Annotated in this window: 22 protein-coding genes; 9 read left to right on the forward strand and 13 right to left on the reverse strand. The window is 60.4% G+C overall.

What is annotated here, in order from left to right:
• Positions 1-38: 38 nt before the first annotated feature.
• Positions 39-1712 (forward strand): DEAD/DEAH box helicase, encoded by a 1674-nt coding sequence (locus CAG25_RS16275; RefSeq protein WP_007955707.1) that lies wholly within the window; start codon positions 39-41, stop codon positions 1710-1712.
• A gap of 77 nt (positions 1713-1789) precedes the next feature.
• On the opposite strand, the gene CAG25_RS16280 is transcribed toward CAG25_RS16275, so the two are convergent.
• A complete protein-coding gene (locus CAG25_RS16280; protein ID WP_085612216.1) occupies positions 1790-2557 on the reverse strand; it encodes a class III extradiol ring-cleavage dioxygenase in 768 nt (255 codons plus the stop codon).
• Positions 2558-2659: 102 nt separating this feature from the next.
• Here CAG25_RS16280 and CAG25_RS16285 point away from each other — a divergent pair, with 102 nt between their 5' ends.
• The gene (locus tag CAG25_RS16285; protein WP_085612217.1) at positions 2660-3313 is read left to right on the forward strand and encodes a thiopurine S-methyltransferase; all 654 of its coding nucleotides are present in this window, start codon (positions 2660-2662) and stop codon (positions 3311-3313) included.
• 59 nt (positions 3314-3372) lie between these two features.
• On the opposite strand, the gene htpX is transcribed toward CAG25_RS16285, so the two are convergent.
• The gene (gene htpX, locus CAG25_RS16290) at positions 3373-4260 is read right to left on the reverse strand and encodes a protease HtpX (protein WP_064598312.1); all 888 of its coding nucleotides are present in this window, start codon (positions 4258-4260) and stop codon (positions 3373-3375) included.
• A gap of 304 nt (positions 4261-4564) precedes the next feature.
• Complete coding sequence (locus CAG25_RS16295; protein ID WP_007955711.1) at positions 4565-5776, reverse strand: pyridoxal phosphate-dependent aminotransferase; 1212 nt, start codon at positions 5774-5776, stop codon at positions 4565-4567.
• Positions 5777-6001: 225 nt separating this feature from the next.
• Between CAG25_RS16295 and msrB the strand changes: the two genes are divergently transcribed.
• The 3 genes from msrB (at position 6002) to CAG25_RS16310 (ending at position 7441) form a co-directional block, all read left to right on the forward strand.
• Complete coding sequence (gene msrB / locus CAG25_RS16300; protein WP_064598308.1) at positions 6002-6397, forward strand: peptide-methionine (R)-S-oxide reductase MsrB; 396 nt, start codon at positions 6002-6004, stop codon at positions 6395-6397.
• Positions 6398-6497: 100 nt separating this feature from the next.
• On the forward strand, positions 6498-6983 hold the full coding sequence (locus CAG25_RS16305) for a glutathione peroxidase (RefSeq protein WP_011335290.1): 486 nt from the start codon (positions 6498-6500) through the stop codon (positions 6981-6983).
• Positions 6980-7441 carry a MarR family winged helix-turn-helix transcriptional regulator gene (locus CAG25_RS16310; protein WP_085612218.1) on the forward strand — a complete coding sequence of 154 codons (462 nt, stop codon included), beginning with the start codon at positions 6980-6982 and terminating at the stop codon, positions 7439-7441. The genes CAG25_RS16305 and CAG25_RS16310 overlap by 4 nt, the downstream gene beginning before the upstream one ends.
• Here CAG25_RS16310 and CAG25_RS16315 read toward each other — a convergent pair.
• The gene (locus CAG25_RS16315) at positions 7425-9788 is read right to left on the reverse strand and encodes a response regulator (RefSeq protein ID WP_371857727.1); all 2364 of its coding nucleotides are present in this window, start codon (positions 9786-9788) and stop codon (positions 7425-7427) included. The two genes, CAG25_RS16310 and CAG25_RS16315, sit on opposite strands and share 17 nt — an antisense overlap.
• A 124-nt stretch (positions 9789-9912) precedes the next feature.
• Here CAG25_RS16315 and CAG25_RS16320 point away from each other — a divergent pair, with 124 nt between their 5' ends.
• Positions 9913-10803 carry an ATP-binding protein gene (locus CAG25_RS16320; RefSeq protein ID WP_007955716.1) on the forward strand — a complete coding sequence of 297 codons (891 nt, stop codon included), beginning with the start codon at positions 9913-9915 and terminating at the stop codon, positions 10801-10803.
• Positions 10800-11282: a GAF domain-containing protein gene (locus CAG25_RS16325; RefSeq protein WP_039770434.1), complete on the forward strand. Its 483-nt coding sequence runs from the start codon at positions 10800-10802 to the stop codon at positions 11280-11282. Before CAG25_RS16320 ends, CAG25_RS16325 begins: the two co-directional genes overlap by 4 nt.
• Here CAG25_RS16325 and CAG25_RS16330 read toward each other — a convergent pair whose 3' ends face one another.
• The 8 genes from CAG25_RS16330 to CAG25_RS16365 all read right to left on the reverse strand — a co-directional run bounded on the left by CAG25_RS16330 (position 11283) and on the right by CAG25_RS16365 (position 22625).
• Positions 11283-14225, reverse strand: a complete 2943-nt coding sequence (locus CAG25_RS16330; RefSeq protein ID WP_085612220.1) for an HD domain-containing phosphohydrolase — start codon at positions 14223-14225, stop codon at positions 11283-11285. It lies immediately after the preceding gene.
• Between the two features lie 49 nt (positions 14226-14274).
• Positions 14275-17919 carry a transporter substrate-binding domain-containing protein gene (locus CAG25_RS16335; protein WP_085612221.1) on the reverse strand — a complete coding sequence of 1215 codons (3645 nt, stop codon included), beginning with the start codon at positions 17917-17919 and terminating at the stop codon, positions 14275-14277.
• A gap of 8 nt (positions 17920-17927) precedes the next feature.
• Entirely contained in the window at positions 17928-18554 is a 627-nt protein-coding gene (locus tag CAG25_RS16340; protein WP_039770429.1) for a response regulator transcription factor, read from the reverse strand.
• 347 nt (positions 18555-18901) lie between these two features.
• Complete coding sequence (locus CAG25_RS16345; RefSeq protein ID WP_085612222.1) at positions 18902-20230, reverse strand: deoxyguanosinetriphosphate triphosphohydrolase; 1329 nt, start codon at positions 20228-20230, stop codon at positions 18902-18904.
• Between the two features lie 68 nt (positions 20231-20298).
• Complete coding sequence (locus CAG25_RS16350) at positions 20299-21462, reverse strand: EAL domain-containing protein (protein ID WP_039770425.1); 1164 nt, start codon at positions 21460-21462, stop codon at positions 20299-20301.
• A 124-nt stretch (positions 21463-21586) separates the two neighbouring features.
• Positions 21587-21925 carry a hypothetical protein gene (locus CAG25_RS16355; RefSeq protein ID WP_064598290.1) on the reverse strand — a complete coding sequence of 113 codons (339 nt, stop codon included), beginning with the start codon at positions 21923-21925 and terminating at the stop codon, positions 21587-21589.
• Entirely contained in the window at positions 21922-22308 is a 387-nt protein-coding gene (locus tag CAG25_RS16360) for a phage holin family protein (RefSeq protein WP_011335280.1), read from the reverse strand. The genes CAG25_RS16355 and CAG25_RS16360 overlap by 4 nt, the downstream gene beginning before the upstream one ends.
• A gap of 2 nt (positions 22309-22310) precedes the next feature.
• Positions 22311-22625: a YqjD family protein gene (locus CAG25_RS16365; RefSeq protein WP_007955729.1), complete on the reverse strand. Its 315-nt coding sequence runs from the start codon at positions 22623-22625 to the stop codon at positions 22311-22313.
• Between the two features lie 318 nt (positions 22626-22943).
• Here CAG25_RS16365 and CAG25_RS16370 point away from each other — a divergent pair, with 318 nt between their 5' ends.
• Entirely contained in the window at positions 22944-24152 is a 1209-nt protein-coding gene (locus CAG25_RS16370; RefSeq protein WP_085612223.1) for an ammonium transporter, read from the forward strand.
• Here CAG25_RS16370 and CAG25_RS16375 read toward each other — a convergent pair.
• Complete coding sequence (locus tag CAG25_RS16375; protein ID WP_085612224.1) at positions 24149-25861, reverse strand: monovalent cation:proton antiporter-2 (CPA2) family protein; 1713 nt, start codon at positions 25859-25861, stop codon at positions 24149-24151. The two genes, CAG25_RS16370 and CAG25_RS16375, sit on opposite strands and share 4 nt — an antisense overlap.
• 190 nt (positions 25862-26051) lie before the next feature.
• Between CAG25_RS16375 and CAG25_RS16380 the strand changes: the two genes are divergently transcribed.
• On the forward strand, positions 26052-26288 hold the full coding sequence (locus tag CAG25_RS16380; RefSeq protein ID WP_064598283.1) for a glutaredoxin family protein: 237 nt from the start codon (positions 26052-26054) through the stop codon (positions 26286-26288).
• Positions 26289-26307 lie beyond the last annotated feature (19 nt).

Consider the following 26307-nt stretch of genomic DNA (forward strand, 5'->3'; position numbering starts at 1 on the left):
GAGCATGGGTCTTTGCGGATGCACTTAGAGGCAGACCCATGACCCAGGAAATCGGCGGCTTCGCCGCTCTTGAACTTCATCCCAATATTGTCGCTGCAGTAGTCGCTACCGGCTATGAAGAGCCTTCGGCCATTCAGCAGCAGTCGATCCCGATCATCCTCGCCGGTCACGATATGATTGGTCAGGCGCAAACCGGTACCGGTAAAACCGCTGCCTTTGCCCTGCCTATCCTGCACCGCATTGATCCGTCCAAGCGCGAGCCGCAAGCTCTGATCCTGGCCCCAACTCGTGAGTTGGCGCTACAAGTTGCAACCGCTTTCGAAACCTACGCCAAGCAAATGCCGGGCGTGACTGTTGTGGCTGTCTACGGCGGCGCGCCGATGGGCCCACAATTGAAAGCAATCCGTAATGGCGCACAGATCGTTGTCGCCACTCCGGGCCGTCTGTGCGACCACCTGCGTCGCGACGAAAAAGTACTGCAGACCGTGAACCACCTGGTTCTCGACGAAGCAGACGAAATGCTCAAACTGGGTTTCATGGACGACCTCGAAGTCATCTTCAAGGCCATGCCGGAAACCCGTCAGACCGTATTGTTCTCGGCGACCCTGCCGCAATCGATCCGTGCCATCGCCGAGCGTCACCTGCGCGATCCAAAGCACGTGAAGATCCAGAGCAAGACCCAGACCGTTACCGCGATCGAACAGGCTCACCTGTTGGTTCACGCTGACCAGAAGACTTCTGCCGTTCTCAGCTTGCTGGAAGTGGAAGACTTCGACGCTCTGATCATGTTCGTGCGCACCAAGCAAGCGACCTTGGATCTGGCCAGCGCCCTCGACGCCAAAGGCTACAAAGCCGCCGCGTTGAACGGCGACATCGCTCAGAACCAGCGTGAGCGCGTCATCGACTCGCTGAAAGATGGCCGTCTGGACATCGTTGTAGCGACCGACGTTGCCGCCCGTGGTCTGGACGTTCCGCGCATCACCCACGTGTTCAACGTGGACATGCCGTACGATCCGGAATCCTACGTGCACCGTATCGGCCGTACCGGCCGTGCCGGTCGCGAAGGCCGCGCGCTGCTGCTGGTGACGCCACGTGAGCGCCGCATGCTGCAGGTAATCGAGCGTGTGACCGGTCAGAAAGTTGCCGAAGTGCGTCTGCCGGATGCCCAGGCCGTTCTCGATGCCCGCATCAAGAAACTGACCAACAGCCTGTCGCCGCTGGTGGCTGACGCCGAATCGACCCACGGTGATCTGCTGGATCGCCTGACCGCCGACATCGGTTGCACCCCGCGTGCCCTGGCTGCCGCACTGCTGCGCAAGGCCACCAATGGTCAGGCGTTGAACCTGGCAGCGATCGAGAAGGAACGTCCACTGGTGCCGAACAGCGCGCCGCGTGGCGACCGTCCTGAGCGTTCCGGTGATCGTCCGGACCGTGGTGATCGTGAGCGTCGTGCGCCAATGCCGTTGGGCGAAGGCCGTGCTCGTTGCCGTACCGCGCTGGGCGCGCGTGACGGTATCGCGGCGAAAAACCTGCTGGGCGCCATCCTCAACGAAGGTGGTCTGGCACGTGAAGCCATCGGTCGCATTCAGGTGCGTGACAGCTTCAGCCTCGTCGAGCTGCCGGAAGATGGTCTGGACAAACTCCTGACCAAGCTGAAGGACACTCGCGTTGCCGGTAAGCAGTTGAAGCTGCGTCGCTACCGCGAAGATTGATCCGCCCTTGGGCTGATTGATCGAACATAAAAAATCCCCGACTGGTTCGGGGATTTTTTTTGCCTGCGATTTGGGCATCAGCCGAAGCGGTAGATGTCCATGCCCAGTGCGCCCATGGTGAAACCTTGATGGGCAATGCTGAAATCACCGCCAGCGCCGCGGGCGAAGTACAGCGGCAACAGGTGCTCGTCGCTTGGATGGTTGCGTACTGCGTTCGGTGCCTGCTGACGGTAATCGTGCAGGGCGGCTTCGTCGTTGGCGGCCAGTTTGTCGACTATCCAGTCGCGGAAATCCCGGGCCCACGGCTCGACGCTTTCCGGGCCGGCGTGCCAGTCCAGTTCCCGCAGGTTGTGGGTGATGCTGCCGGAGCCGATCAACAGAATGCCCTGTTCGCGCAGCCTGGCCAGCGCCTGGCCGACGCGGTTCTGTAGCGCCGGACCGCCACGACTCGGTAGGGAAACCTGTACCACCGGGATGTCAGCCTGCGGGTACATCAGCGACAGCGGCACCCACACACCGTGATCGAACGGTCGTTGTGGATCGAGGCGTGCCGGCAGGTCGTTGGCGGTCAGCAGATCGGCAACCTCACGGGCCAACTGCGGATCGCCCGGAGCCGGATACTGCACTTCAAACAGCGCGCGGGGGAAACCGCCGAAGTCGTGCCAGGTTTCCGGTTGCGGATGGCTGCTGACCAGCAGCTCATGGCTTTCCCAGTGGGCGGAAACGATGACGATGGCTTTCGGGCGTGGCAGTTCGGCCGCCAACCGGGCCAGGGCCGGGCCGCTGGCGCCGGGCTCCAGTGCCAGCATGGGCGAGCCGTGGGAGATAAACAGGCTGGGAAACATGGAAGGGTTCCTGAGCGTTAAGATGGTTCATCTTCAGTCAGTTTATTGATCTAATTCCAATATAAGTTTTAACGCCTTTTGATCGAATTCTTAGGAGGATGCATGCAGCCGGAGTTTTGGCACAAGAAGTGGGAATCGAACCAGATCGGCTTTCACCAGCCGGAGGTAAACCCGTATTTGCAGCGGCACTGGCCCGATCTGGCCATCCCGGCGCAGGCGCGTGTGTTGGTGCCGTTGTGCGGTAAAAGTCTGGATCTGCTGTGGCTTGCCGGGCGTGGGCATCGGGTGCTCGGCGTCGAGCTGTCGGAGAAGGCCGTGGAAGACTTCTTCCGTGAGCAGCAATTGCAGCCGCAGATCAGTGAAGAGGGCAGCTTCAAGGTTTATCGGGCCGGGGCGATCGAGTTGTGGTGCGGGGATTTTTTTTCGCTGACTGCGGCTGACGTGGCGGGTTGCACCGCGCTGTATGACCGTGCGGCAGTGATTGCCTTGCCGCAAGCGATGCGCGAGCGTTATGCGGCGCACTTGCAGGGTCTTTTGCCGACATGCCGAGGGCTGTTGGTGACGCTGGATTACGACCAGTCGCAGATGCCAGGGCCGCCATTTTCCGTAGACGATGCTGAAGTGCAGCGTTTGCTGGGCAGTGCCTGGCGTGTCGAGATGCTGGAAGAGCAGGATATACTCGGTGACAGCTGGAAGTTCGTACAAGCCGGCGTAACTCGGCTGGAAGAGCGGGTTTACCGGATTTGCGGGGAGTAATCGACAGGCAAAAAAAGGCCCGCATCACTGCGGGCCTTTTGGTTGGTGCGCCAGTTTGATCAGCCGCGACGACGCAGGGCGTCGATACGCTCTTCCAGCGGCGGGTGGCTCATGAACATGCGGGCGAACCCTTGTTTGATGCCGCCGTTGATGCCGAAGGCGTTCAGGGTATCAGGCATGTGCACCGGCAGGCCCTGTTCGGCGCGCAAGCGTTGCAAGGCGTTGATCATCGCCCCCGTACCGGCCAGGCGGGCGCCGGCATCGTCGGCACGGAACTCGCGTTTGCGCGAGAACCACATCACGATTGCGCTGGCCAGAATGCCCAGCACCAGCTCGGCGAAGATGGTCGCGATGTAGTAGGCCATGCCCTGGCCTTCTTCGTTCTTGAAAATCACCTTGTCGACGAAGTTGCCGATGATCCGCGCGAAGAACATCACGAAGGTGTTTACCACGCCCTGGATCAGCGCCAGGGTGACCATGTCGCCGTTGGCCACGTGGCCGATCTCGTGGGCCAGCACGGCCCGCACTTCATCTTCCTTGAAACGCTCGAGCAAGCCCTGGCTGACCGCGACCAGTGCGTCGTTCTTGTTCCAGCCGGTGGCGAAGGCGTTGGCTTCATAGGCCGGGAAAATCCCGACTTCGGGCATCTTGATCCCGGCTTCCCGGGACAGTTGCTCGACGGTTTGCAGCAGCCATTGTTCGTGGCGAGTACGTGGCTGGGTGATGATCTGGGTGCTGGTGCTCATCTTCGCCATCCACTTGGAGATGAACAGCGAGAACAGGGAACCGGCGAAACCAAAGACTGCACAGAAAACCAGCAGCTGATTGAGGTTGAGATCAACCCCGTTGGCCGCCATGAACCCGTTGAACCCGAAAAGGCTCAAGGTGATGCTGGCTATCAGCACGACCGCCAGGTTAGTGGCCAAAAACAGCAGAATGCGCATCATGGTTGTAGAAATCTCCTCAAGCTAAAGATGTAGCGTACTGCGGGGTATATAAGGTGCGGCACCTGGCGATTCAACCGAGTGACTATTTCAAACTGTGTCCTACACCGGATTCGTCCTGCCATGGGACATTTCCCACCGGTGAAATCGCTATGGATGACAGGCACGCACCACCCGCCCTGATTGCGTCAGGCACGCATGATTGATATGAATCGCAAGTGTAGAAGGTGCTGGAGGAGGGGCGCAGCAGAAGTGTTGCTGAATCAGACAGTGCGCAACGTTCGGGCCGTTGCGCACCGAGCGCCGGTTACTGGCGGTAGGACTTGAGGAAGTTGCCGATGCGACCGATGGCCATGTCCAGGTCATCGACCCGCGGCAGGGTCACCACACGGAAGTGGTCAGGCCACGGCCAATTGAACGCCGTACCTTGCACCACCAGCAGCTTCTCGGAGAGCAGCAGATCGAGCACGAATTTTTCGTCGTTATGGATCGGGCAGACTTTCGGGTCAATCTTCGGGAATGCGTACAGCGCGCCCATCGGCTTCACGCAGCTCACGCCGGGGATGTCGTTGAGCAACTCCCAGGTGCGGTTACGTTGCTCCAGCAAACGGCCTTGCGGCAGTACCAGATCGTTGATGCTCTGATAGCCGCCCAAGGCGGTCTGGATCGCATGCTGGCTTGGCACGTTGGCGCACAGGCGCATATTGGCCAGCATGTCGATGCCTTCGATGTAGCTGTGAGCGTTGTGTTTCGGCCCGGAGATGGCGATCCAGCCGGAGCGGAAACCGGCCACGCGATATGATTTGGACAGACCGTTGAAGGTCAGGCACAGCAGATCCGGGGCCAGGGATGCGGTGCAGATGTGCACGGCGTCGTCGTAGAGGATCTTGTCGTAGATCTCGTCGGAGAACACCACCAGGTTGTGCTGACGGGCCAGCTCGAGCATGCCCAGCAGCACTTCCTTCGAATACACCGCGCCAGTCGGGTTGTTCGGGTTGATGATCACCATCGCCTTGGTGTTCGGGGTGATTTTCGCCTTGATGTCGGCCAGGTCCGGGAACCAGTCGGCGCCTTCGTCGCACAGGTAATGCACCGCGTTACCACCGGCCAGGCTCACGGCAGCGGTCCACAGCGGGTAGTCCGGCGCCGGCACCAGCACTTCGTCACCGTTGTTGAGCAGCGCTTGCAACGACATTACGATCAGCTCGGACACGCCGTTGCCCAGGTAGATGTCTTCGATGCCGACACCTTCGACCTGCTTCTGCTGGTAGTACTGCATCACCGCCTTGCGCGCGCTGAACAGGCCTTTGGAATCGCTGTAGCCCTGGGCGGTCGGCAGGTTGCGGATCACATCCTGGAGAATTTCGTCCGGCGCCTCGAAACCAAAGGGTGCCGGGTTGCCGATGTTCAGCTTGAGGATGCGATGGCCTTCCTCTTCCAGGCGTTTGGCGTGCTTGAGCACCGGGCCGCGAATGTCGTAGCAGACGTTGGCGAGCTTGTTCGATTTGCTGAACTGCATGGCGATGTGATCCCGAAAATGAACGATCCAGGCGGCGGGTGGACAACCGTGCTGGGAATCCTGCGTCTTCACACAGGCAAGTGTCTCGAGCGGCGGTTTCCAACAATCCGTTTGAATGCGCAGGAACCCGCTGCCAGACTGGCGTGTGACGAGGCGCAATCATACGTGCCGCCCGATCCGTGGAAAAGGTACAGATCGGGCTTTTTCAGCCGCTGAGGTGTGATGATGGAAAAGATTGAAAAGACCCTGGAAGAATGGCGGGCGATGCTCGACCCCGAGCAGTTCAATGTGTGCCGCCTGAGCGCCACCGAGCGGCCGTTCTCCGGCAAGTACAACGCCACCAAGACCGATGGCGTCTACCACTGCATCTGCTGCAATGAGCCGCTGTTCGACTCCAGGACCAAATTCGACTCCGGTTGCGGCTGGCCAAGCTTCTACGCGCCGATCGGCGACAACGCGATGACCGAAATCCGTGACACCAGCCACGGCATGATCCGCACCGAAGTGAAATGCGCCAAGTGCGATGCACACCTTGGCCACGTGTTCCCGGACGGTCCGCCGCCGACCGGCCTGCGTTACTGCATCAACTCGGTGTGCCTGGACCTGGTGCCGCGCGAGTAACCGATACGGGCGATCCTCGGGTCGCCTTTCGGATAATTAAATTGCACGCAATTCAATTGCTCGCTATTTTTGCCGTCTACATTTCTCAAGAGTGCGCACCATGAGCGATAACCTGCTGAATATTCCGTGCACCACCATCAAGGGCGAGCAAAAGACCCTCGCCGATTTCGCCGGCAAGGCGGTGCTGGTGGTCAATACCGCCAGCAAATGCGGTTTCACGCCGCAGTACAAAGGCCTTGAGGAGCTGTGGCAGACCTACAAGGATCAGGGCCTGGTGGTGCTGGGCTTCCCGTGCAACCAGTTCGGCAAGCAGGAGCCGGGCAACGAGGGCGCCATCAGTGAGTTCTGCGAACTGAACTACGGCGTCAGCTTCCCGCTGTTCAAGAAGATCGAAGTCAATGGGACCGGTGCGCACCCGCTGTTTGTGCAATTGAAGAAACGCGCGCCGGGCGTGCTGGGCTCCCAGGGCATCAAGTGGAACTTCACCAAATTCCTGATCGGCAAGGACGGCCAGTTGGTCAAGCGCTTCGCCCCGGCCACCAAACCGCAGGATCTGAGCCGCGAGATCGAAGCCCTGCTCAAATGAACAACCTGTCCGCCGATTCGCTGAGGCTCGACAGCCAACTGTGCTTCAAGTTGTATGCCGCATCGCGGGCGGTGATCCGTGGCTACAAGCCGATGCTTGATCGGCTTGGCCTGACCTACCCGCAATACCTGGCGATGCTGGTGTTGTGGGAATGGCAGCAAACCGCGCCGGAGCAACCGACCGTCAAGGCGCTGGGTGAGCGGTTGGCACTGGACTCAGGAACGCTGACGCCGCTGCTCAAGCGTCTGGAGCAACTTGAACTGGTTCAGCGTCAACGCTCGGCCCGTGACGAGCGCGAGGTTCATCTGAGCCTTACTCCACAAGGGCAGGCGCTGCGTGAACAGGTCGGGCCATTGAAGGCGCAGCTGTTGTGCGAGAGCGGGGTGGATCTGGACCGGCTCAACGAGTTGCGTGAGGGACTCGATCACCTGCTGGGCCAGATCAAAGCGTTGTCGTAGTTGGTATCCACTGATCCAGCAGCGCCGCCAGCTCTTCACGGCGAAACGGCTTGGCCAGGTAGTCGCTCATGCCCGCCGCCCGGCAGCGCTCCCGTTCCTCGGACATCGCGTTGGCGGTCAGGGCGACAATCGGCAAGTGCGGCCAGCGACCGCTCTGGCGGATCTGGCGGCTGGCTTCGTAGCCGTCCATCACTGGCATGTTGCAGTCCATCAGCACCAGATCGAACTCGTCGTGTTCCAGCTGATCCAGTGCCTCCACTCCATGGGCGGCAACCACGACATCGCACCCCAGTTTGCCCAGCATGCCCTTGGCCACCAACTGGTTGACCGGGTTGTCTTCCACCAGCAGCACCCGACCGCGCCGCTGCGACGGCACGCTCTCAAGGCGTGCACGGTCGATGATGGTGAGGTCCGGCAACAGCGTCCGACGCAGATTCTGATACAGCGCGTTGCGAGCCAGCGGTCGGGCCTGCTGCTGCAACGGGGCGAGGGCCGCGGCTTCTTCACCCGGCAAGAAGCTGCCGTAGGCGGTCACCAGCAGAATCGGCGCCGTCATCACCGGGCGCAGGCCGAACAGGCATTCGGGGCAATCGGTGATGATGACGTCGGGGGACAGACCGAGCAGCGGATCGTCGAGGGTTCGCTGCTCGTAGGTCATCCCCCAGACCGGCAGCAGGCTTTCCAGCAGTTCCGCCAGCCCGCTGACCGCGTTGGTGATCGCCAGCACCTTGCCGTGCAACGGTGGCGGAATCACCGCGCGGGTGTGGCAGGGCAGTGGCAGTTCGGCGCAGAACTGGCTGCCGAAACCCACTTCGGAACTGATCGTCAGACGTCCCTGCATGGCTTCGCACAGGTTGTAGGTCAGCGCCAGACCGAGCCCGGTGCCGCCGTACTGACGAGTGATGCCGGCCCCCGCCTGGGTGAACGGCTGGAAAATCTTCACCTGGGCTTCCTGGGCGATACCGATGCCGGTGTCGCAGACTTCGATTCGAACGCCGTCCTTCCAGGTAGACAGACGCACATCGACCCGACCGAAGCGGGTGAATTTCAGCGCATTGGACAGCAGGTTGCTGACGATCTGCCTGACCCGGGTAGGATCGCCGAGCACCAGCGCCGGGAAGTAAGGATCGATCAGGCAGGTCAGCTCGACGCTCGGTGCCGCGTTCTGTGACAGCAGGTTGGCGGTGTCTTCGATCAGTGAGCCGAGATCGAAGGGAATGTGTTCCAGCTCAAGTTGCCCTGCATCGAATTTGGACAGGTCGAGAATGTCGTTGAGCAGCTCCACCAGCACTTTGCCCGAGTCGTGGGCGATGGACAGTTGCTGCTGCTGTTCGGCATTCAGCGGGCCGTCGAGCGAGAGGGCGATCATCCCCAGCAGGCCGTTGAGCGGAGTGCGGATCTCGTGGCTCATGTTGGCGAGAAATGCCGAGCGTGCCTCGGCCATGTCCAGCGCCGTACTGCGAGCCACTTCCAGCTCCTGGTTGGACTGGCTGAGTCGTGCATTGATCGCCTTGAGCTCTGCGGTACGCGCCGACACGATGTCTTCGAGTTGTGCGAGGTATTCAGTGAGGCGGTTTTCCGCATTGCGTCGCTGCTGGATTTCCGTGGCGATGTTCTCGAACTGCTGGTTGGCGACCTTGACCAGCACGCCGATCTCGTCATTGGCATGCCCGGCTGGACATTCCAGGGTGGTCGGCTCGGCGCTGCGCGGGTCGCGACCGCTGAGTTCGCGGATTACCCGTACCAGCGGTTTGGTCAGCATCACATAGAACAGCGCGAGCAGAATTCCGGTGAGGATCAGGCTGCGGGCGAAACCGTTCAGCAGCGTGACCTCGGCCCGGCGCAGGAAGCGGCTGCCGAACGCGTAGGTGTCGACTTCCAGTTTCAGGGTGCCTAGGGATTCGTTGGGCAAGTGATCGAGATAGAGGCGGTCTTCAAACTGACGTTTGGCGCCGAACAGGAAGTCGCTGATCATCCGGTAGCCGCTTTGCAGCTCCGGCCGTTTGACGTTGGCCAGCACCGTCTGATTGTTGTCGGTCAGTTGTGCGGAAATGATCGCCGGCGAGCGCAGCAGGCCCAGGGTCAGTTCCTGCGCCAGTTCGGCGTCGATGTTGTAGGCGATGCGCGAGGCCGGGTTATGGCTGATTTCCAGCAACGACAGGATTTCACGGTTGATGGACGCGTCTTCACTGGCATAATCGATGCCGATTTGCAGCAGGCTGAGCAGCGTGCCCAGAATGAACCCGACCAGCACGGTAAGCCGGGCCTGTTTGTACGACAGCCGGTGGGTGAATTTGATATCCATGGGGTGTTGAACCACTTCCGTTTCCCTTCGCTGCTCAAGCATAGTCGATCATGCACGGATTCCGGGGTTCCCGAAGCGCCTTGTAACAAGGCCTGGGGCAGGCTTCGAACGCTGTCTGTCGTCGCTGCACCGCCATCATTACTGTGAACGAGCCCGAGGAGAAGACGTGGATTCCCGATTGAATGCTTTTCTTGAGCGCGCCGAGTCGGTTCTGGCGCGGATCGAACCACTGCTGCCGGCGCCACGCCCGGTCATCGATTGGGGCACCTGCCTTGCCGCTCGCTGGCAACGTGACGGTCGCAGCGGTTATCTGCTGCCGCTGGAAGTCAGCCTCGACATGCGCCTGTCGGACCTGATCGGCGTCGACCGGCAGCTGGAGCAACTGGGCCGCAACACTCAGCAATTTCTCGACGGCATGCCGGCCAACCATGCGCTGCTGTGGGGGTCGCGCGGTACCGGTAAATCGTCGCTGGTGCGCGCGTTGCTGGCTGAACACGCCAAGGCCGGTTTGCGTCTGATCGAAATCGAGCGTGATCACCTGGCGGACCTGCCACGGGTGGTGGAGCAGATCGCCAAGCTGCCGCAACGTTTTGTGCTGTTCTGCGATGACCTGTCGTTCGAGTCCGGCGAAGGCGACTACCGCGTGCTGAAAAGTGTGCTGGACGGCTCGCTCGAACAGGCGCCGGACAACGTGTTGTTGTACGCCACCTCCAACCGTCGCCATCTGGTGCCGGAAAAGGAAAGCGACAACGAAAACTGGAAGCGCGTCGATGGCGAACTGCATCCGAGCGAAGCGGTGGAAGACAAGATCGCGCTGTCGGATCGCTTCGGCCTGTGGCTGTCGTTCTATCCGTTTACCCAGGAACATTTCCTCAACGTCGTCGAGCACTGGATCGGCCAGTTGGCCGCCAAGGCCGGCCTGAGCTGGGAACGCGACGAACAACTGGACATCCTCGCCGTGCGCTGGGCAACCGGCCGCGGCAACCGCAACGGACGTTGCGCCTACCAATTCGCCCGTTATTGGGTGGGACTGAAATTGTTGGAGCACAAGGCATGATTGATTTGCAGCAGAGCGGCCAGGGCCTCGAAGGCTATGGCATGTTGGCCGCGCAACTGGAGTCGCTGCTGGCGGACGAGCGCGATTTCATCGCCAACGCCGCGCAGTTTTCGGCGTTCCTGTTCAACCAGCTCGATGACCTGAACTGGGCCGGTTTCTACCTCAATCGCAATGAAGAGCTGGTGCTCGGCCCGTTCCAGGGCCAGATCGCCTGCGTGCGCATTCCGTTCGGTCGGGGCGTTTGCGGCGCGGCGGCTGCCAGCCTGCAGACGCAGCGGGTCGAAGACGTTCATGCGTTCCCCGGCCATATCGCCTGCGACAGCGCGTCGAACAGCGAACTGGTGGTCCCATTGGTCAAGGACGGTCGCCTGATCGGTGTGCTCGACCTCGACAGCCCGAAGCTCGCGCGTTTTGGTACGGACGATCAGGCCGGTATCGAACAACTGGCGGCGATCTTCCTGCGTCTGACCGATTGCTGATCACGTCGTCAGGCCTGCCTTGAGCAGCACGGCCGCCGGGTCCACGGCATCGATCTGCCGTGGATCGAGAAAACGCGTGGCGTATTGCAGATACACGCCATCGCGAATGAACAGCTCGAACAGCTCGGCATCGATGTGCGCGTCGCGGCACATGGTGGCCATGATCCCCAGTGCTTCGCTCAGGGACTTGGCCTTTTTGTACGGGCGATCGGCGGCGGTCAGGGCTTCGAAAATATCGGCAATCGCCATCATGCGCGCCGGCAGGCTCATGTCTTCGCGCTTCAGGCGCTTGGGATAACCGGTGCCATCCATCTTTTCGTGATGCCCACCGGCGATTTCCGCGACGCTGTTCAGGTGTCCGGGGAAGGGCAGGTGGCTGAGCATCAGGATCGTCTGCACCATGTGGTGGTTGATGATGTAGCGTTCTTCGCGGGTCAGGGTGCCCCGGGGGATGCTCAGGTTGTACAGCTCGCCGCGATTGTATTTGTACGGTGGCACGTCGAGCTTGAAGCCCCACGGATTGTCCTCTGGGATGAGCTCGCCTTCGGCGCGTTCCAGCAGATGCTCCGGCTTGTCTGCCAGCAACGGTTCGGTGACCGGCAGGGTCGGTGCCGGGGTGCGTGCCTGACGCCGGTTCTCCTCCCATGACAGGCCCAAGCGATCATCCAGCGTGCGCGTCCAGGTGCGTTGCGCGATGCCTTGCAGACGTTGCAGGTCAACCTCGAGCATGGTTTCACTGCCCAGATTGCAGCGGGCGACGAACGCAAAATCATCATCCAGTGCTTTCAGGGTGGCCTCGCGCAGACCGGCCAGTTGCTGTTCTTCACCGCCCAACGCCAGGGCTTGCCAATAGTTGATCCAGGCGTCGCGCTTGAGCACTTCGAAGCGGGTGCGGATTTCGTGAAGGCGATCGTTCAGGGTCTCCAGCTTGGTGGCTTTGTCGACCACGTATTCCGGGGTCGTGACCTTGCCGCAGTCGTGCAGCCATGCAGCGATGTGCAAGGCCTCCCATTCGTCTTCGCTCGGCTGGTAATCGCTGAAGGCCGGGGCCTGACTGGCTGCAGCGGCACGGGCGAGCATCAGGGTCAGTTCCGGCACGCGCTGGCAATGCCCGCCGGTATAAGGACTCTTGGCATCAATGGCGCCGGCCAGCAGTTGAATGAACGCATCCAGCAGTTGTTTCTGTCTGGCTTGCAGGCGTTGACTCTCGATACTCACCGCGGCCGCCCCGGACACCGCTTGCAGAAAGGCGATGCGATCTGGCCGGAGTTTTTCCAGGTCACTCGGCGTGCCGCCATCGTTGATCAACAGCACCAGCAGGCCGACGGTTTCGTTGTGCCGGTTATGCAGACGGATTCCAATCAAATGCACCCTCGGCGAACCCATGGCCAGCAGCACTTTCTGCAGGTCGGTGGCCTGTTCGAAACCCAGGTTGCTCACGACCGTGTCGGCGTTGGCCAGTTGCCGGAACCATTCGGGGCTTTGCGAGGCATCTAGACTGCGGCTTTGCAGATCGAATGTCGCCAACGGTTGAGACGAGTCTGCGACCACCAGGCCGTAGGGCTCCATGCGATTGCCATCGTTTTCACGCAGATAAATCAGCCCCGCCTGGGCCTGGGCGATCTGCACTGTCTCGAACAGTACCCGTTGCAGCAGCGGGTCGAAGCGGGTTTCGGCGGTCAGGCTGTCAGTGATGCGAAAGAAGCTGGCCAGGGTGTCTTTCATGCGAGCCATCGACAGGCTCAACTGGTCAATCTCCAGCACCAGCGATCGGCGGGTCACCGGGAAATTGAAGTCGAAGCTGCGAATTGCATCGGCTTCCTTGACCAAGGCATGCAAGGGCGTCACCAGCACCCGCGAGATCAGCCAGCCCAGCGGCAGACATAGCAGCAAGGTAGCCAGCGTGATGAGCGCTCCTTGCCAGCGCAGGCGATAGGCATCGACCAGCAGTTCGTCTTCGGGCACCAGTAAAGCCATCTGTAAACCTTTCGGTCCGCCTTCCTGAAGCTGGCTGCGGGCGACGATCCATTGTCGGCCGTCTACTTCGAGCCGATTGCCCTGGTGCCCGGACAACAAGGTGTGCAAGGCGGGGCTCAAATCGGCAGCCTTGGCCAGGCGCGCCGTGCGGTCATCGACGATCAGCCGGCGGCTGTCGGGGTAAGCCACGGCGTTGCCGTCGGCGTCGAACAGGACGATTTCCGTGGCCGGTGTCACCACGTGTTTGATCAGGGTCGCGGAGAGTGCATCAAGGGTCAGGTCGGCGCCGATCACGGCGTACTCGCCGCTGCGTCGGGCCAGCGTCGTGCCAACGTTGTGGGTGGAGAAAAAGACGTAGGGTTCGGTGGTGATCTGTTCGGCCTGCTGCCGTGCGTTGATGTACCACGCCCGGCTGCGAGGATCATAAGGATCATCGGGGTGGTCCTGTCGGCCGACCGGGGACAGTGCCTGGTCGAAGAACAGTGACTGTGAATGTGTCTGACCGCTGGCGTCATGTTCGATGCTCCAGACTTGAAACGCTGCTGCGTTCGGTGCCTTGAGCAGGGTTTTCAGCGCTGACGTGCGCAACGGACGAACCATGAAAAAATCGCCATTGCCATAACCCAGATACAGCGAGGCCAGATCCGGGTTGTTCGTCAGGGATTGACTGAACGGCTTGAGCAGCGCCATGCGCGATTCGAGGTTGAAAGATCCGGCGGCGGGGGTCTCTGCCAGCAGGCTCAGCAGGTGCCGGATCGGTGCATAAGTGGCCTGCAGGTCGAGACGTACATCCTGTTCGATCCGGCTGAACAGCTTTTCACTGCTCGACAGAATGATGTGTGTGGTCTGGTGGTAGTTGAACAAGCCCAGCACCACCCCGGTGAGCAACAGCAGAAAGGTGAACATGACGCTGATGTGTACATGCAGCGGAAACCGGCGTCTTTCCGGGCGCAGTGGGCTGGGCATTGCAGACTCTCCGTGTAGGTTAAGCACACTGCTCAGCCTTCAAGCATAGTTAAGCCCCGGCCATTTTGCTTTTGGCGATCCGCGCCAGTTGCTGTTCCAGTGCCTGCTCCAGTTCCAGGATAGCGAGGCGACTGGCCTGGCAATGACGCTCGATTTCTTCCCACGGCAGTGCTTGCAGACAAGCCTGCTCAAGCGCATCGCAGCAGTCGATCAGACGCGAGGCCTGGGCAATGCGTGCGGCACCTTTGATCTTGTGTGCGATGACGGCCAGCGCGGAGGGATCCCGGGTGAGGGACAGTGCTTGTAACTCCTGCCGATCGAGGCGACTGCTGTTGAGCAGTTCTGCCAGCAGTCGGTGGGTTTGCGAGGGGTTGTCACCGGTCAGCTGCGCCAGCCCCTGCAAGTTGAACGCCGGTGCGCGAAATAGCGGCTGAACACCGTTGACCCATTGGCTCAGGCTGTTGAGGCTCAGGGGTTTGAACAGGCATTCGTTCATGCCTGCCTGTTTGCAGCGCAGGATCTCTTCCGGCTGGGCATTGGCGGTGAATCCCAGCACTGTGCAGGCCGGGCGACTGGTAAGCTTTTCGTGCTGACGAATCGCCCGGGTCAGCTCATAACCGTTCATGACGGGCATGTTGCAATCGGCGATGACCAGATCGAATTCGCCGTTCTTCCATTGTTCCAGCCCGCGCTGGCCATCTTCGGCGATACAGAATCGATGGCCGAGGTATTCCAGTTGCTGGCACATCAGCAGTCGATTGGCCGGATGGTCATCGACCACCAGAACCGTCAACGGAATCAGGGATGTCTGAATCTGTGGTTCATCTTCAGCTCTCGCCACTTGTGCAGGCAGAATGGTCACCGGTAGCGATACCCGAACCTGGGTGCCAATTCCGGGCAGGCTGCTCAATCGCAGTTTTCCACCCATCATTTCGCACAGGTTGCGGCTGATGACCAGCCCGAGTCCTGCGCCGCTGACGGTTCGTTGCCCATCCTGGCCGGCCTGGGCAAAAGGTTCGAACAACCGCAACTGATCCTGCGTCGTGATCCCGATGCCACTGTCCTGTACGGTCAGCTGCACCATCGAGCCTTCGCTATCATCCGTGGGCAGAACATCCAGTGTGATTCTGACCTGTCCTGCCTCGGTGAACTTGATCGCATTGCTGATCAGGTTCGACAGCACCTGTTTGAAGCGCAGAGGATCGAGTTCCACATCGACATTCAGTTCAGGAGGCGAGACGGACACTGTCAGTGACAGCTGTTTCTGCCGGGCGAGCCCTTCGAAGATTCGCACCACCGAACCCACGGTGTCGATCAGGTTGATTCGCTCGGGATTCAGGCTCAGTCGCCCGGATTCGATGCGGGCAATGTCCAGAATGTCACCGATCAGGCCCAGCAGATCCCTGGCCGAATGGTAGGCCGTTTCGATGCCGGAGCGGTCCGGGTGGGTATGATCCATGCGTTTGAGCGTCAGCTCGAGCATGCCGATCACTGCGTTCATCGGCGTGCGGATCTCGTGACTCATGGTTGCCAGAAACGTACTCTTGGCCCGGTTGGCTTCGTCTGCCCGTTCCTTGGCTGCGCGAAGTTCATCGAGCAGTTCGCGGCGTTCGCTGATGTCGATCCAGCCGCCGATGATCCCCTGGACTTCGCCGCTGGAGTCCCGGTACGGCAGGATCCAGTGATAGATCGTCAGTCGTCGGTTGCCTATATGCAACGGCCGGTCGAGCACCAGTGGCTTGCCTTCGGTCACTACCCGCTGATAGTCGGCCTGATACGCCTGTGCCTCGAAAGCGTTGTTCAGTGCTCCCTGCATGACATCTTTGCCGATGACGTCTTCGCGCCGGGCATTGAAGGCCTGAAGATAACTGTCATTGCAGCTTTGCAGCAGGCCCTGTCGGTCACGCACGTAGATTGGGTGGGGCGTCCCGTTGACCAGTGAACCCATGAACTCCAGTTGGTCGTTCAAGGCCCGTTCGGCCGATTTGCGTTGTTTGATCTGGCGCCGCATGTAGGCATTCCAGAGCAACGACAGCAACAACAGCAGGCAGGCGCCGCCGATCAACTGAAAGAAGAAACGCTGGTATTGATGCCAGGTGCCTTGCGAAATGTTTGAGTAGCCCCGCCAGCGACCATTGATGATGCCCAGTTCTTCGGGTGTGATGCTCATCAGCGTCTTGTCGATGATCGAGCCCAGTTCCGTGTTGTCCCGGGCAGTCGCCAGAGAGAACGCTGCCTGCCGGGTGCCGATGGTGGTGGTGATCTGCAGGGGATGTTCGAAGGTTCGCGAGGCAATGAAGTAGTTTGCGATGACGAGGGAATTCACTGCGCCTTCGACCTGACCTGCGTCGAGCAGCGCCACTGCACTGAAGGTGTCCGGCGTTTCGATCAGATGGATGCGTGGAAACTCGCTGCGCAGGTATTCGATCATCGGATTGCCCTGAGCAATCGCCAGGCGCTTGCGTTTGAGTTGACCCAGGTGAGTAGGGCTGTCGGCGGCTTTTCGGGTCAGCAGTACGTATGAATTTTCCAGGTAGGGACGACTGAACTTCAGGGTTTCCTCGCGCTGGGCAGTAGGGAGCAAGGCTGCGATCAGGTCAGCCTGATGGTGTTCGACCTGCTTGACCATTTCGGCGTCGCTGCGGCTGCGACGGATTTCGAAGCGCAGTCCGGTGCGCAGACGGATGAGTTCCAGCAAGTCGGCGCTGATGCCGCGAAAGTTGCCGTCACTGTCAAAAAACGTCAGGGGCGCGAAAGCCTCGTTGACGACCACGCTCAGCACCGGATGTTTTTTCAGCCACTGCTCTTCACGTTTGGTCAGTTGCAGCCTCTGGTCGGTCAGAAGTACGTCGCTGCCCACGCTCCACCGTTTGGCGATATTTTCGCGCTCGCTGCCCGGCACGGCCTTTAGCGCAGTATTGATGATGGCGAGCAGCTGTGGATTGTTGCGATGTACGGCGAAGCTGAAACCGTGAGCCTCATGCTTGCCGAAACTGGCCATGCGGATGTTGTTCAGGTAACCCTTGTTGATCATGTAGTGGGTGGAAATGGTGTCGCCGAGAAACACGTCCGCCTGGTCGAACGCGACTGCGTTGATTGCGTTCTGGTAGGACGGATAAGAGGTGATGAGGGCCTTGGGATACATGGCCTTGACATCATCCAGCGGCAGGTAGTGATACAGCATGCTGAGTCGCAGGCCTGCCAGACCTTCGGTCAGCGTGCGGGTTTCGCCCTCACGTGTCACAAGGACCGGTTGATCGATGGCGTAAGGCCTGGACAGTACTATTTCGGCGTTTCCTGCCTCGAATCCGTTGGCAGTGCCGAGCATGTCGATCTGGCCGTCGATCAATGCCCGTATGGCGACCTCCCGCGTGGCGAAGCGTTTGACCCTGATCGGCAGACCGGTCGCCTGACCAATCAGTACTGCGTAATCCGCCGTGTAGCCTTCGTAGTCTTGTCCGCTGGCCGTCATGTCGAAGGGAGGATAGTCTGGCGCGGAAGTCCCCAGAACCAGCTCATTGCGAGTGTGCAGCCACGCCACTTGCGATGGATCGAACAAGGCCTGCACCGTCGGTTCGGTCGAGCGACCGAGCAGGGTGAAATCTTGCGAGGTGGGTGATGCGGCTGTTGCAGAGGTGCAGAAACCCAGGCATGCACTCAATGCAATCAGGAGACTCACTAAACGGCTGGGCATGTTGGCTCTCACACGAGTGCGTTACGTTTGGCCATTTCGATAAGTTCTACGAGAGACTTGGCCTTCAGTTTTTGCATCAGTCGTTTTTTATAAGTGCTTACTGTTTTGTTGCTGAGAAACATGCCTTTGGCAATTTCCTTGTTTGTGCGGCCTTGGGCGAAAAGTTGCAAAACCATGAGTTCCCGATCATTGACTGATTTGAAAAGTTCCAGCTCGGCATAACGCACGTCATCATGACGAACAGGGTTCAAAGCCTGGCTGGGAAAGTAGTTGTAACCGGAAAGGACCGCTTTGATCGCACTGACCAGTTCACTCAGGTCTTCCTGCTTGCACACATAACCCGATGCACCCGACTGCATACAGCGAATGCCGAACAGGGTCGGGCATTGCGCAGTCAGTACCAGTGTCTTGAATGGCGAGCTCATGGCGTTGAAGCGGGCCAGGACTTCCAGGCCATCGAGCTTGGGAATGCTGATGTCGAGAATGATCAGGTCGGGCATGCATTCGCGAATCATCTGCATGGCATCGACACCGTTATCGGTTTCTCCGACGACTTTATAACCTTCATGCTCCAGCAGCATTCGAACGGCGAGGCGGATGACCGGGTGATCGTCGACAATAAAAACGGAGTTCATAATCAAATCCCATACGAGCGCAAATAAAGGGCGAACCTTAGCTCAGTTGCATGAACACTCGCATGAACCGACAGGGTATTAGCAGCAATCTAGGATAAGTCCTACAAATAAAGAAGAATCAGACTACGTGTTAACTAGGTTTGGCGTAGGTAGGCCCGTGAGATGTTCGATGGCTGGACTTGATGAAGTTTACGGCGCACGGAAAAATTTATCGGGTAAAGGCTTTCAATGATTGTTGTTAGTTGATTTCAGGTTTTATTTTCAGCCCTGCCGACTGCACAGACTTTGGAAGAGGTTCAGTCGTCGGCGCCCGACCGATCCATTGCGGATCGGTCGGGCAGCAGACATCAATGGCTGGAACGTCCGGTCATTTCCAACGCCATGTCACTGGCGTAGCTGTCGGTCATGCCGGCGATGAAGTCGATCATGCGCAGGAACGACGCGTGCAAGGGGCCGTGCGGATCCGGTGCGTTGTTGCCCAACAGGTCGAGGATCCGGCGGCTCTTGAAGGACGGCGTGCGGCCGTTGTGCTGTTCCAGGGCGGCACCGCAGAAGGCGTTGAGCAGGATCTCCAGGGTCGTGTAGGCGCCGATCTCATGCAACGTCTTGCGCTTGTCCTGGAAAATTTTCTTGCGGGCGATGTCCTTGGCGTTCAACACGCAACGTTTGGCCGGACCGTGCATGTGTTCCACCAGATCCCCCGGCAGCGTACCGGCCAGCAGTGCGTCCTGTTGTTCGACGAAAGCCCGGGCGGCGGCGTTGGTCAGGTGCTCAATGGCTTTGCCGCGCAGGATCGCCAGTTTGCGCCGGCGCGAATCCTGCGGGCCGAGCTGGCGATAGGTTTCCGGCAGGTCATCGCCCACCAGACCGAGCAGCAGAGACTCGACTTCGGCGTAATCGAGCAGCTCCATTTCCAGGCCATCCTCCAGATCGATCAAGGCGTAACAGATGTCGTCCGCCGCCTCCATCAGATACACCAGCGGATGGCGCGCCCAGCGCTGTTCTTCGAGTTGCGGCAGACCCAGCTTGTGGGCGATCTGCTCCAGTAACGGCAGCTCGCTCTGGTAGCAGCCGAACTTGTGCTTCTTGTAACCGAGGGAGTCGGCGTGACGGGCTGTCCAAGGGTATTTCAGATAGGTCCCGAGTGTGGCGTAGGTCAGCCGGGTACCGCCGTCGAACTGGTGATACTCCAATTGCGTCAGCACCCGGAAACCCTGGGCATTGCCTTCGAAGTTCAGGAAGTCGCCGCGCTCGGCGTCGCTCATCGCGTCCAGCCAGCCACGCCCCGCAGCCTGCTGAAACCAGTGACGGATCGCGTCTTCGCCGGAGTGGCCGAACGGCGGGTTGCCGATGTCGTGCGCCAGACAGGCCGACTGGACCACCATGCCCAGATCGCTCGGCTCGCACCATTCGGGCAGGGCGGAGCGCAGGGTTTCGCCGACGCGCATGCCCAGCGAGCGGCCGACGCAACTGACTTCCAGCGAGTGGGTCAGGCGTGTGTGAATGTGGTCGTTGCTCGACACCGGATGCACCTGGGTCTTGCGCCCCAGACGGCGGAAGGCGCCGGAGAAGATGATACGGTCATGGTCTTTATGGAACGGGCTGCGGCCAAGTTCCTGCGGGCTGTGCAACGGTTTGCCGAGACGTTCGCGGTTGAGCAGGGTATGCCAATCCAAGGCTGATTCTCTCCGTCTGGTGACTGATTCCCTAGCTTCCCGGTTCAGGCTGGCATCTGCAAGCGCAACTACAGCCCCGCCGCATCGATGTCGATCAACAGCAGGCGCTCGCCGTTATCGAAAAACTGTCCGGCGGTCAGGCAATACTGGTTGCTGGTGGCGTCGCGGTAGGTGTTGGAAAGGGTCAGGCGCCGTTCCTCCCAGCCTTCGGCCAGCAGGTGATAGAAGTAGGGGCGCCACGACCAGTTGTGACCCAGATAGCGATTGTCGGCGACCCAGCCGCTGGGGCGCCACTCCAGGTTTGGCGTCAGTTGGGTGCCGTGGCGGTCACATTGATAAAAACGCAGCAGCCAGGGGAAGGCGTCGAGCTGTGGCAGGGCGCTGAGCGGAGCGCGGGCCTGGGCCCAGGTTTGGAGGATGGTCATGAGTTCGCTGAGCTGCTGGCGCATGAACATCAGCTTGCTGCGCTCGGCCAGCTTCTGACGCACGTAAGACTGGCGCAGCTCGGCAAAGCGCTCCACGAAGTCATTCGTACCGAAAAGCGCCTCCTGCGCCCGGGCGAACAGAAAACCCTGCACGTAGCGCGATCCGCATTCCAGCGCGAAATTCAGTTGCGCCGCAGTTTCCACACCTTCGGCAATGATCCAGCAGCCGGTTTTTTCGGCCATTTGCGCGAGGGCCTTGACCACGTCACTGCTCGGCCCGCCCAGTGCGGCGGCCTGGAACAGACGCATGTCGAGTTTGAGAATGTCCGGTTGCAGCGCCAGCACACGATCGAGCTGCGAATAACCGGCGCCGAAATCGTCGATAGCGATCCGGGCGCCGGCATCGCGGTAGCGCGCCACGACTTCGGTCAGGCGCTGGCTGTTACCGCCCAGTTCAGTGATCTCGAAAACAATCCGTTGCGGGTCGATACCGTGCCGCGCGAGTTGCTTCAGGCTGGGCAGTGCCTGATCGGCACGCAAGCGGCTGATCCAGCGCGGTGACATGTTCAGGCTGAGAAACCAGTCCGGCGGGGCTTCGTGCAGTCGACTCAGCGCGTTGTCGCGGATCTGCCGGTCCATTCGGCGCAGCGCGATGGCCGGGGTGCGCGGGTCGGCGAACAGCGGTCCGACCGACGCCAGTTGGCCATCGGCCTGGCGCAGACGGCCCAGTGCCTCGACCCCGGCAATGCGTCCGGTGGCGGTATCGATGAAAGGTTGAAAGCAGGCGAGCGGTTGCCCGTCGATCACGGGGCCTCCTTGTCGTTCTTGTTCTGGTCGAATTCTGCCGGCCGGACAGGCAAGCGGGATTGAACCTCCGGATAAGAGATTCAATCCCGCCGGTGTTGCAAGAATGCAGCCAGATGCGTGGGGATCAGCGCTTGCTCGAACTCTGCATGACCAGCTTGATCAGCGGAGCGAGGCTGGTGCCCAGGCGGATCAGTCGGGTCAAACCGCCGACGCCACCGCTCTTGGCCCCTTTACCCGTGATGAAACCCAGTAGCGTCACAGCCGCCACGCCCCACAACGGCGCGTGCTTGATGCCGAAACCACCCTGCAGGTTTTGCGTCATGCCACGCATGCGTTGCAGTGGTTGCAGGACCTGGCCGGTTTCATGGCGGATTTCCTGACGATGCATTTCCATGCGCAGGCGGATCAGTGCCTTGCGCATTTCCCGGCGTGAGCTGTTGTGCGGAAGTTCAGGCAGGCTCATGGCAGCAGGCGCTCCCGATCATTGGCCAGTTCTTCCAGCGTGCCGTGGAAGGGCGAGGATTCATCGAAGATCGCGGCTTTGAGACGCAGCGCGCAAAAAATTGCCGCCAGGGTGTAAAACACGCACAGACCAATTATTGCGGCGAGGCGATAGGTGTCCCAGAACACGATCAGTACGAGGGTCGACAGGCCGACCAGCAACAGCAGCGCAAACACCAGCGCCAGGCCGGCGAACAGCAACAGGCTGACGGTGCGTGCTTTCTGTTCCTGCAGTTCGATGCCGAACAGTTCGACGTGGCTGTGCAGCAGGCCGAGAACGGCAGCACCCAGACGACGCGTGGAGGAGGCGGTACCCGAGTTCGGGCCGGATTCACCGATCGACATGATCAGCGCCGCGTGGCCAGCAGGCCAATCAGAAAGCCGACGCCGGCGGCGATGCCCACCGATTGCCACGGGTTGGCCGACACATATTCCTCGGTGGCGGTGACCGCCGCCTGACCGCGCTCGCGCAGGGTGTCTTCGGTCAGCTTCAGGGTTTCCCGCGCGCGCAGCAGGCTTTCGTGGATCTGTTCGCGCAACTCATCGGCCTGATCACCGGCCAGCGTGGCGGTGTGCTCCAGCAAGCGTTCAGTGTCGCTGACCAGGGTCTGGAAGTCGTTCATCAGGATTTCTTGAGCAGTCTTTGCCTTGATGCTGGCCATGGGGGATCTCCGTAAGTGGCGTTCTGAAGCGGTGTTCTGAAGCGTTCGAGTATGAGTCAAGAGTGAAGGTTCAGTACAAATGACTGGTACAAACTTTGCTGTGTCGTGGTGCGTCGATCGGTGGCAGTGCGCTGTTGCCGGGCGTAAAACCGGGCAAACCTTGGCCCGGATGATGAAGGTTCATGTCAGCCCATCGACCTTGTGCGCCAAAGCGGTTCACCGACCTAGCGGATCAGTGACTGCGTGGTCGCAACTTGGTGCATGAAATGTGCGCATGAACCGCTTTGGTGCCTTTTTTAGCCTCGGGTCTGCCTCCTCATGGAAAATCTGCAAAGCGCTGTGGACACGCTGGTCCACAGTTCCAACACGTTGTTCATTCTGATCGGTGCGGTCATGGTGCTGGCCATGCACGCCGGTTTCGCGTTTCTGGAGGTCGGAACGGTTCGCCAGAAAAACCAGGTGAATGCCCTGTCGAAGATTCTCAGCGACTTCGCGGTGTCGACCCTGGCCTATTTCTTTATAGGCTATTGGCTTTCGTACGGAGTGACCTTCCTGCAACCGGCGGCGGTACTCAGTGCCGATCATGGTTATGGACTGGTGAAGTTTTTCTTCCTGCTGACCTTTGCGGCGGCGATCCCGGCGATCATTTCCGGCGGCATCGCCGAGCGAGCGCGGTTTGTGCCGCAACTGTGCGCCACGGCGCTGATCGTTGCGTTCATCTACCCGTTTTTCGAAGGCATGATCTGGAACGGCAACTACGGTGTGCAAGCCTGGCTGACCGCGCAATTCGGTGCAGCCTTCCATGACTTTGCAGGTTCGGTGGTGGTGCATGCCATGGGCGGCTGGCTGGCGTTGGCGGCAGTGCTGCTGCTCGGGCCGCGCAACGGACGCTATCGCGATGGCAATCTGGTGGCGTTTGCGCCGTCGAGCATTCCGTTTCTGGCATTGGGGTCGTGGATTCTGATCGTCGGCTGGTTTGGCTTCAACGTGATGAGCGCGCAAACCCTGCAAGGGGTCAGCGGGCTGGTGGCGGTCAACTCGCTGATGGCCATGGTGGGCGGAACGGTGGCGGCGCTGATCGTCGGTCGCAACGACCCTGGCTTCCTGCACAACGGCCCGTTGGCGGGGTTGGTGGCGGTGTGCGCCGGTTCCGACCTGATGCATCCGGTCGGTGCGCTGGTAACCGGCGCGGTTGCCGGTGCCCTGTTTGTCTGGTGCTTCACAGCGGCGCAGGTCAAATGGCGCATCGACGACGTGCTGGGTGTCTGGCCGTTGCACGGTCTGTGTGGCGTGTGGGGCGGCATTGCCTGCGGGATCTTCGGGTCGACCGCGTTGGGCGGGCTCGGTGGCGTCAGCCTGATCAGCCAGTTGATCGGCACTGCCCTCGGTGTGGCGGTGGCGCTGATCGGCGGTTTCGCCGTCTATGGCTCGATCAAGGCGCTGCATGGTCTGCGCCTGAGCCAGGAACAGGAGTACTACGGCGCCGACCTGTCGTTGCACAAGATCGGCGCGGTGAGCCAGGACTAGGTCTCCTCATCGTCAGCTCCGGGGTAAAAACCGTGAAGCAGGCGATAACGATCGATGCGCACCTGATCGACTTTCTCCTGCACCCGGTGTGCAGGAAATCCGAGCAGGATCAAGGCATGGGAACCGAGCATCAGGCTCGACTCCAGCAGTTCCGGCACCACTTCACTGGCGCCGGCTGCTTTCAGCTCGGCCGACTGGCTGTCGTCCCGGGTGCGCACCAGGATCGGCACTGTCGGGTTGAGGCGTCTTGCCTCCTTGAGAACCCGCAGAGCCACGTCGGCTTGATCCACAGCAATCACCAGCAACCTGGCGCGGAGCAAACCGACGGCGGTCAACAGATCGCCGCGGGTTGAATCGCCGTAGTGGACGTCGCGCTCGGCGGTGGCGGCTTCCTGGATCCGCACTGGATCGTTGTCCAGCGCGACGTAGGTTTGCCCGGCATTGCGCATGAAACGCCCGATCGACTGACCGACACGGCCGTAGCCACAAATCACCACATGTCCGTCGAACCCCGCATTGAGGGCGCTGATTTCCTCGATCTGCGCTTCCTGGTTGGGTTTGCGGTGCAGGGCGGCGGCGATGCGCGGTGCGGCGCGTAACAGCAGGGGCGTCAGCAGCATCGAGCAGAAGGTGGCGGCGAGCAGCAGCGCGCCGAGTTCGGCGGGGAGCAACCGGGTTTGCTGCATCTGTGCCATCAGGGCGAAGCAGAATTCACCGCCCTGGGCGAGGGCGAGGCCGCTGCGCCAGGCCGTTTCACTGTCGCTGCCGCGCCATTTCACCAGCAGCGCCACCACCAGGCCTTTGATCACCATTAAACCCAGGATCATCCCGATAATCAGCAGGCTGTGACTGGCGAACAGTTGCAGGTCGATCAGCATGCCGATGCTGACGAAAAACAATCCCAGCAGAATGTCGCGAAACGGCCGGATATCGGCCTCGATCTGATGTCGGTAATGGCTCTCGCCCAGCAGCATGCCCGCGAGGAACGCGCCGAGGGCCGGGGACAGGCCCAGCAGGTGGGTCAGCCAGGCCGTCAGCAGCACAATTACCAGTGCCAGCAGTACGAACAGCTCCGCCGAGCGGGACGCCGCGACTTCCTGAAACAGGCGGGGAAGCAGCCAGCGGCTGGCCAGCAACAAACCGAAAAACAGCAACACGGTCTTCAGCAAAGTCAGGGGCAACGCCCAGTACCAGGCCTGATCACTGCTGCCGGCGAACACCGGCACCAGCGTCAGCAGCAATACGGCCACCACGTCCTGGAACAACAGGACTCCTACCGCGTTCTGACCATGGCTGCTGAAGATTTCGCCGAGACTGCCCAGTTCCTTGGTCACAATTGCCGTGGATGACAACGACAGGCCGGCGCCCAGCAGCAAGGCCGGTGTGGCGGGCATGCCCAGGAGCATCAGCACGCTCCCAAGCAGCAGGGTGGTTATCAGCACCTGCTGGCTGCCCAAGCGGAAAACCACCTTGCGCAGGGCAATCATTTTCGACAGGGAGAATTCCAGCCCCAGGGAAAACAGCAGAAACACCACCCCCAGTTCGGCAAGATCCGGCAAGTGTTCGCTTTCATTGATCCAGTCGAACGCCTTCGGCCCGACCATCAATCCCACGCACAGGTAGCCCAGCACAGGTGGCAGGCGCAGGCGACGGAACAGGGCAATCATCACCAGGGACGACGCCAGAATGATCAGCAGATTGGCAAACACAAGACACTCCGGAACAGGTCAGGCTCTTCAAGCGTAGAGGTAAAAAACACCGGAGCATCGCGTAAATGGCGATTTTGTGGGCTGATTTACATCAGGGTTTTGCGAAGAGCGGATTTGTGCCCGGTGGGCAGGTCGACGGGCCTTGCGAGCAGGCCTAGAATGAGCACTCGTTTTCTGGGGTTGAGCGCACATGCTTCCTGAATGCCAGTTGTTCGGCACCCTGGGGTGCCATTTGTGTGCAGTCGCCGAGGCTGAACTGATGCCTTTTGTCGAGCATGGCCTGCTGGTGGAACTGGTGGATATTGCTGACGATGAGTCGTGGTTCGAGGCTTACAGCCTGCGGATCCCGGTCTTGCGCAGGGTCGATACCGGCGCGGAACTGGGGTGGCCGTTCAGTGCCGATCAGGTGGTGGCATTCCTGCTTTAATGGTCTTTTCCCTTCTGCG

It is taken from the genome of Pseudomonas sp. B16(2017), assembly GCF_002113205.1.
Taxonomy (GTDB): Bacteria; Pseudomonadota; Gammaproteobacteria; order Pseudomonadales; family Pseudomonadaceae; genus Aquipseudomonas; species Aquipseudomonas pharyngis.